At 37.4% G+C, this 7,652-nt stretch carries 7 protein-coding genes; all 7 read right to left on the bottom strand.

What is annotated here, in order from left to right:
- Positions 1-343 precede the first annotated feature (343 nt).
- The 7 genes from H5181_RS20055 to H5181_RS20025 all read right to left on the bottom strand — a co-directional run bounded on the left by H5181_RS20055 (position 344) and on the right by H5181_RS20025 (position 7,630).
- Complete coding sequence (locus H5181_RS20055) at positions 344-1,300, bottom strand: hypothetical protein (protein ID WP_182751869.1); 957 nt, start codon at positions 1,298-1,300, stop codon at positions 344-346.
- Position 1,301: 1 nt separating this feature from the next.
- A complete protein-coding gene (neuC, locus tag H5181_RS20050; RefSeq protein ID WP_182751868.1) occupies positions 1,302-2,465 on the bottom strand; it encodes a UDP-N-acetylglucosamine 2-epimerase in 1,164 nt (387 codons plus the stop codon).
- Position 2,466: 1 nt separating this feature from the next.
- Positions 2,467-3,468: an N-acetylneuraminate synthase gene (neuB, locus tag H5181_RS20045; RefSeq protein ID WP_182751867.1), complete on the bottom strand. Its 1,002-nt coding sequence runs from the start codon at positions 3,466-3,468 to the stop codon at positions 2,467-2,469.
- Positions 3,469-3,563: 95 nt separating this feature from the next.
- Complete coding sequence (locus H5181_RS20040; protein ID WP_310734292.1) at positions 3,564-4,166, bottom strand: GNAT family N-acetyltransferase; 603 nt, start codon at positions 4,164-4,166, stop codon at positions 3,564-3,566.
- A 416-nt stretch (positions 4,167-4,582) separates the two neighbouring features.
- Positions 4,583-5,254: a class I SAM-dependent methyltransferase gene (locus tag H5181_RS20035; protein ID WP_182751866.1), complete on the bottom strand. Its 672-nt coding sequence runs from the start codon at positions 5,252-5,254 to the stop codon at positions 4,583-4,585.
- 35 nt (positions 5,255-5,289) lie between these two features.
- Positions 5,290-6,429 (bottom strand): LegC family aminotransferase, encoded by a 1,140-nt coding sequence (locus H5181_RS20030; RefSeq protein ID WP_182751865.1) that lies wholly within the window; start codon positions 6,427-6,429, stop codon positions 5,290-5,292.
- 10 nt (positions 6,430-6,439) lie between these two features.
- Positions 6,440-7,630, bottom strand: a complete 1,191-nt coding sequence (locus H5181_RS20025) for a UDP-N-acetylglucosamine 4,6-dehydratase (RefSeq protein WP_182751864.1) — start codon at positions 7,628-7,630, stop codon at positions 6,440-6,442.
- Positions 7,631-7,652 lie beyond the last annotated feature (22 nt).

Raw genomic sequence — 7,652 nt, 5'->3', positions numbered from 1 at the left:
TCTTACCAGCGCAATGGCATCAAGCTTAAACTCTTTTGAATAGGTTTTACGTTTAGTCATTTCAATCTCCAGTTAAATCAATTATGTCTTAACTGGGTTAGTCGTATCAATTAAACCACGTCATAATGTTGCAATACATGAAGATAGTTGCCAAATTTATCGTGGTGATGTCGTTCAATAATTAGAATGTTTTAGACAAGTTTCAGCAAATCAACTGAGACGGGAAACCAGTAAAAAAACAGTACTAAGCGAAGATAGAAGCCATGAACTCATACTATTTGTAAATGGACATAGCTGCTTAATAAGTGATTACGCTCTTACCTTCCCTACATACAGTTCTCCATTAATTTAAAATATAATGGCAGATCTCACTCATATTCCTTTCATTATATCGGCTGTCTAAGGGTATCGATAAAATAGAATAACTGAGTTTATTTTTGACAACCGCTGCTTCAGGCCAATGCACTGCGAGAAAAATATTATACTTCATCAACTTCCGTATTATAGCATCACGATTTGGCAATAGAATTGGCGCAAAAGAATAACACTCGGTTTGAATAGGCAAAATATATTCACCTAGAAGGTCACAGACTATGGCATAATTTTTATGCCGTATCATTCGCTCACGGTCTAAATGTTGATAGAAGCGAATAGACTCCAACACACTTCTTGAACTTGGAGAAAATATGTCTTTATGAGCATCTAAAAAAAATTCTGCTTGATTAAATAAACTTAAATATGCCTGTTCGTCGCCTTTCGCCGCGTTAAAATAATCATATTTGTATTGTTTAGCTTGGTACTTAAGCGCTGCAAACTCAGCCAATGGTTTGACATCAAGTGCCATTAATGGCTGATTACTATATAACAGACTGAAATCAGCCACTGCAGATATCTTTCTTAAACTGTTAAATGAGTACCACGGTTGGGCTATATCTAGAATGTGTGGATAAGGGGAAAATACGTCATCAACAATTATACATTGCTTAAATGTAGCGATGGCATCATCAAATGAATCCGTCGTCGCGCCAAAGTATTTAATCAAATATAGTGCGTCATAGTGACTCAAATCATCAGGTAATTGATAACCTAATTGACTATCAACAACGTAAAAGTCAACTTCAATATGATATTCAGCCAATACGTCTAAAATCACTTCACACAAAAAATCAGGCAGTAATAATAGTTTATATTCAAGTCGTGCCGACTCAATGATCCAACGGAGTGATGAACGACCTGAATTAGTAAGCTCACAAACATAATTTAGCGGAGCAAGTTCTTGCTCACCACCGACATGCCACATGTTAAAAACTCACATCATAAAAAGATTTTGTCGCTAACTGTTTAAGATCGACAGTTTGTAACACTTTGACTACTTGTTGAGAACTTTCACCTTGCCCGTAAGGATTAACAACTTGCGCTAACATTTGTAGGTAATCTGAATGATAAATTGTTTTTAGCGCTTGTTCAATTTCATTCGCATCAGCAGCCACATCGATAACACTGGATGCTCTAATACGACCTTTCTGGCGGTCACCTATATTAATGCTTGCTACTTTAAACGTTGGCGCTTCGACAATTCCGCTAGATGAATTGCCGACGACAGCATCTATATAATGTAAAGCAGATAAATAGCGGCGATGACCTAATGATGTAAATGCAATGGCTTTATCACTATGTCCAGCTACATAACTATCAATCACGGTATTGATAGCACGTCCACCGACATCAGCATTCGCTTTAGTGAAAATAAGCAAGGTATCTTCTAATGCATCAAGTTCAGCCAGTAATAAATTAAAATTAACCACCGACGTTGCAATAGCTTTCGTTGTTTCAGGGTGGTAAGTTATCAAGATATTTTTACGCTTTAGCTTACAATCAATCGAATCTTCAAATTCACTTTGAGTGAAAAATTGCATGCGCTTAAAATTGTCTAAACCAACCTCACCTACATTAAATACTCTTGCTGGTTGCTCCCCCATTTGAATAACGCGCTGAGCATACTCTTCAATAGCAGTAAAATGTAACTGTGATAACTTAGTTACCGCATGACGGAACACATCATCAATTGCACCTTCGGTGATCTCGCCACCATTTATGTGCGCAACGGGAATGCGAGCTATATTCGCCGCCGATACAATTGAAATTAACTCATAACGGTCACCCAGCACTAATACAATATCAGGCGCAAGTTCATTAAAGGCTTCAGCAAAACTGATCTGGGCTAAGCCCATACTTTTACTCACACCAATTGGGCTGTCTGAAGACAATAAAATTTCGATCTTTTTAGTGATAGCCATTCCGTCAGCAATAATTTGCTCAACGGTAAAACCAAACTCTGGTGCTAAATGAGTACCAGTAACAATGAGTTGTAATTCAAGATCGGCAGCATTATTAATATCATCAAGTAAACATTTTAATAAGCCATATTCAGCACGCGTTGCAGTCACTACACAAATTTTACGCATGTTAGATTAACTCCCCAGCGCGATAATTTTGCTTGGCTGACGTACCAACAATCTCATCCAGACGTGTAGGGGAAATGCCTGAACCAGGACGCTTTACCTCCAACATATCTGCAGTGATGAGTTCACCCGCGTTAATATCACAACCTGCAATCAAACTTTTTCGCACGACCATACGATTTTTAATTTCAGTATCAGTTGGTACTTTCCAACCATCGCCTAACGCGAGGTCGATGTTACGAATAGCGGTAACCATAGAAATCAATTCACTTGGATCTAAACTAGCTTTGTGATCAGGGCCTAACATGGTTTTATCCAAAGTAAAATGTTTTTCAACGACACTTGCGCCTAAGGCGACTGACGCTATTGACACTTCAATACCAAGCGTATGATCGGAATAGCCCACTTTAACACCAGGAAAAGCATTTTTAATCGTTTGCATTGCCAGTAAGTTAACATCTTCCGGAGCTGTTGGGTAATCTGTTGTTGCATGAAGTACGGTAATATCGGCTAATATTAGTCCCGCTTCAGTTAACACACATAAAGCATGCTCGACCTCTGCTAAATATGCCATCCCAGTCGAAATAATCACTGGCTTACCGAGTTTAGCAATATGGCGTAAAAATGGTGTATTCGTTAATTCACCAGAACCTATTTTAAATATATCTTGCAATGAATCTAAAAATGTCGCGCTCTGCTCCTCGTCCGGTGTTGACATAAACATAATATTTAATGAGTCACAGTAAGCCTTCAACGCTGAAAAATCGTCATAACTTAATTCAAGACGTTTTAGCATTTGAAATTGTGATTCTTCAACTAAGGTATTTTCTTTTTGATACTCAGCCATATCGGCATCTTCTGTAACGAGTAGCTCTGTTTTCCATGTTTGAAATTTAACCGCATCGACGCCTGCCGCTACCGCAACATCAATCAATTGCTTTGCCAGTACAAAATCACCATTGTGATTAACGCCTGCTTCGGCAATAATGAATGTCTTACTTCTCATGTTAAAACCTCTTGAATAACACCTAATATGTGCCATTATTTATATCAAAATTATAGATAATGTTATCAATAGTATCTTGAGCCAATTCGCAATAATTATGCGCGATATAACTGAAACATTTTGCGTTGATCATCTTTATGTTGTGACGACCATTGTTGATTTAACCAAGTTCGCTTTTCTGGCATAAAATCGAGGCCGGCAATATAAAATGGTTTTATATTGTCGGAAAACTTAGCCTTAAATTTGAACAGGCTATCATCATGGGCAGACGTTCGTCCCCCGCCAAGTATCATCCATTTACAACCATTTTTTTTCGCACGATCAAAAGCAAAATCTAATAACGCATAATTTCCATTTTCGCGTAATAGATCACAGTTATTTGCAGATAAGTGATAATGAGAAAGTTCACCTCGTTGCATAAAAAAACCCATAGAAACATGTTCGCCGGCTAATTTTACGGTTAACAGTTCCACACCAGAAATAGCAGATAATTGATTAAAGTAATCACTGTCAAAGTAATAAAATTTTGCCGCTTGGTTTCTATCCATTGTTTGTTGATACATATTTATAAAGGAACCTACCGCATCATCAGCACAATCATACTCTAATACTTTTTGAGCTTTACGAATAATATTTCTCGTTGTTTTTGAATACTTACTCCAGCGTTCTGCCTGTGTTAATGTTAAATCAACAATCACTAGCTGACGTTCTTGGCAAAAAAAATTAAAATATTCATTATGCTGTAGTAATGGATTAAATGGATGAAAACGAATAAATTCACAGATAATGTGCTGTTTAATACATTCGGCTTTATAAGCCGAAAATGCTGCACTAAGAAACACACTATCATAACAATTCGTCAGCGGTCCGCCATAGCCGTATGGTGTTTCTAAATCGTACAATTCTTCTTCAACAACTATATCGACTACTTGCGTAATTTTACGTTTAATAGATCTAAATATAACTTTATTTTCAGCTTGTTGGAAAACAAAAAAAAATAATTCACCATCATTTTTTTTATATAACTCGGCATAGGCATCTTGATAGTAAATATCATCCGTTAATGTTATGTATTGATTAATAGTATTGCTCCAAAATTTATTTCATCAGATGATTACTTACTCGCAATAATACTCCATTCGCTAACAATATCCGAAGTACCATATCCTCGAGTAATACGATCAAAATCTTTAATGTTAAATAAGCTTAATAAATCACGTATATCTTTTTCACTGCTAAATCTGACTGGCCCTCGATCTTTTAATGGGCCTTCTTGCGTAATATACATATTATAGCCAATCTTTTTTCCAGATCTGTACCCTGTTGTATCAGTGGTAAATGTTCGAGTATATAATTGGCCTTCATTTTTAAGTACTCGATATATTTCAGCGTAAGCCTTTTCTGAATTTTCGAATGAATTACAGTATATTGCTTGATTATCAATCACAGCATCAAAGGTACAATCTTTATAAGGTAAAGAAGTTAAATCGCCTTGAGTTATAGCGCCACTCCAATTAGGGACTTCTTCATTCAACCTTGAAATTGAACGAGCAACACCTGAATCACTACCCTCTAGACCATAGCATGAAAAACCTTCTCGACTTATATACCATAAATTTGCTCCCGTGCCCGAGCCTACCTCTAAAATTTTTATTTTAGAGCGATTTTCAACTTTATAAAAATTCCGAGCAACAAAGCGAATGATATCTTCATTCGGGTACTTTCCCCACTCCAATGATGTAAAAATATCTTCCCAAACTGATTTTAACTCTTCAAACGAATCCATTATCACTTCCTCTCATTTTAGATTATAAAAATAGCCTAGATAGGACTACTCGGCAAATTAATAAGGTGCGCTTCCACCCATTCAGACACACTCAAATCACCACGCAAGGCATCTTTAAACATAGGTAAACGGTGCATTAGCTGCCATATTGGCCTAGTCATCACACCACTGGAATTGGTTTTTTCTAACATCAAGTTACGACTATCAACGTCTGGACAGATGATGGCATTTAACCAATAATTCGATCTAGCATATTCTGGCTCTAGTACAAACTGAAAATCGCTTTCAGCAAAGAACATTGCATAAAGTCCCGCCAACTTTCGCTTTCGCGCAAGGAAGGACGGTAACATTTCCATCTGCGCACAGCCTAATGCAGCATTAATATTCGGCATTCGATAATTAAATCCAGCTTCATCATGATAAAATTCATAAGGGTGTGCCACTTTCGCCGTCGTTGTCACATGTTTAGTATGTAACCCAATGTCCGCATCACGACACAACACCATACCGCCACCACCTGTGGTGATCACTTTATTACCATTAAAACTAATCGCAGCGAATTCACCTAAGCTACCGGTATGTTGGCCTTTGTAAAATGAACCGAGACTTTCAGCCGCATCTTCCACCAAGACTAAATTCCATTGTAAAGCTTCAGCGATTAACTCATCCATTTCTACTGGATGACCAAAGGTATGCATAGGAATAACAGCGCGAATACGCTGACCGGTGATTTTGTGTATACATTCGCCTTGCGTATTCAACTTGGCAAACTGGTATAAGTATTTTGCCATCGCCTGTGGACATAAACCCAAGCTAACTTTCGACACATCGACAAAAATAGGTTGTGCGCCCATATGGAATAACACATTACAGGTTGCCACAAACGTGAGTGCTTGGGTAATCACGAGATCGCCAGCTTGCACACCAGCCATATATAAAGCGGTATGCAATGCAGCCGTGCCATTGACGGTTGCCACAGCTTTACCTGCGCTAGTATAGTCTTCAATATGTTTTTCAAAATAATTCACGTATTGGCCGACACTCGATACAAATGTGCTCTCAATAGTATCGTTTACATAGGCTTTTTCATTACCTGAGAATGTCGGTACATGTAACGGGATAAAGTCATCAGTGGCATAAGTGTCACGAACAAACTTTATTAGTTTATTATGCATTTACGTTATCCTACATTTTTCCATCTAAGTATTTACCCGTTTCTTTATGGTCAAACTCAGGTAACATTTTATTAAACAGCGCAACAATTTGTGTTTTGGTCCAAGCTTGCTCGCTTTTCATGGTGTTGATTTCATATTCAAACATGTTCAACAGTTTTTCATCAAATTCGGCGGGATGTTTTATCACTCCGAGATCAGTAAACCGATCCATATCGAGTACATCATTGTGGGTAAAAAACTCTTCAACATCTTTCTCACCAGTGGTATCACTTTGAGTAAACAAACATGGCCACTTTGCCTGGCTAGGTAACGAGTGAACTAACTCTCGAGCTTCAGATTCACTTTGGCAAAGATAAGGTTCATATCCAAGCTGAGCTAGATATTTAACGGCAATGTCGGCAAAAGAAACAAGCGGTAAAAATTGCGTTTGTTTAGGAAAAAAAATGTCACGGTTTTCACCAAACAAACAAGACATTAAACATAACTCACCCGACTCCTGTGGCGTCACAAAATATCGTTTCACATCATTAGGAGCGACAATCGGTTGCCGTTTCAAAATGCGTTGATTAAAACTGTGTAAGAGCGAGCCATCTGAAAAAGCTACATTAGCAAATCGAGCAGTAGAAATATCAAGTTGATGGCTTCTGCGCATCAAAAACATCTCCATAATTCTTTTGGAAGCCCCCATCATATTCACTGGGTTAGTGGCTTTATCTGTCGAGACACAAAAATATTTTTTGACACCTTTTTGTATAGCTTGTCGAATAGTTTTATCCGTATTAAAAATATTAACATCTATCATGCGCATTAACGTAAAAGGATCTTTTTCACTTCTAACGTGCTTAAGTGCTGATAAATTGAGTATATAGTCATATTTACCATCAGACTCAATAAATGCATCATATTCTATTGAGCCTATATCAAGTGAAAAAGTTTTAAAATCACCGTCTATATATCCAAAAGAGCTTCTTATATCCCTAACAAGCTCAGCCAAATTATTCTCACTGATGTCTACCACATGCAACTTTTTAGGTGCATACTTAAAAATCTGTTTAGTAACGGCTTGACCTATAGTCCCTGCGCCACCTAATACAAGAAATCCTGACTCATTAATGATGCGCCTTAAGTCCACTTGAACATTATTTATATCATTAGTAAATAATGAATTCTCTCTTCCGATCAAAGGTAAAAAATCGTTCATAACCAGCCTCACAAAAATGAAT

The sequence above is a fragment of the Shewanella sp. SG44-2 genome (genome assembly GCF_014164215.1).
Lineage (GTDB): Bacteria > Pseudomonadota > Gammaproteobacteria > Enterobacterales > Shewanellaceae > Shewanella > Shewanella frigidimarina.
This window is presented reverse-complemented; position numbering and strand designations above follow the sequence as displayed.

Coding starts and splice junctions, on each gene's coding strand:
- H5181_RS20025 (WP_182751864.1), bottom strand. CDS start 7,630: ATGAACGATTTTTTACCTTTGATCGGAAGAGAGAATTCATTATTTACT.
- H5181_RS20055 (WP_182751869.1), bottom strand. CDS start 1,300: ATGTGGCATGTCGGTGGTGAGCAAGAACTTGCTCCGCTAAATTATGTT.
- neuC (WP_182751868.1), bottom strand. CDS start 2,465: ATGCGTAAAATTTGTGTAGTGACTGCAACGCGTGCTGAATATGGCTTA.
- H5181_RS20030 (WP_182751865.1), bottom strand. CDS start 6,429: ATGCATAATAAACTAATAAAGTTTGTTCGTGACACTTATGCCACTGAT.
- H5181_RS20035 (WP_182751866.1), bottom strand. CDS start 5,254: ATGGATTCGTTTGAAGAGTTAAAATCAGTTTGGGAAGATATTTTTACA.
- neuB (WP_182751867.1), bottom strand. CDS start 3,468: ATGAGAAGTAAGACATTCATTATTGCCGAAGCAGGCGTTAATCACAAT.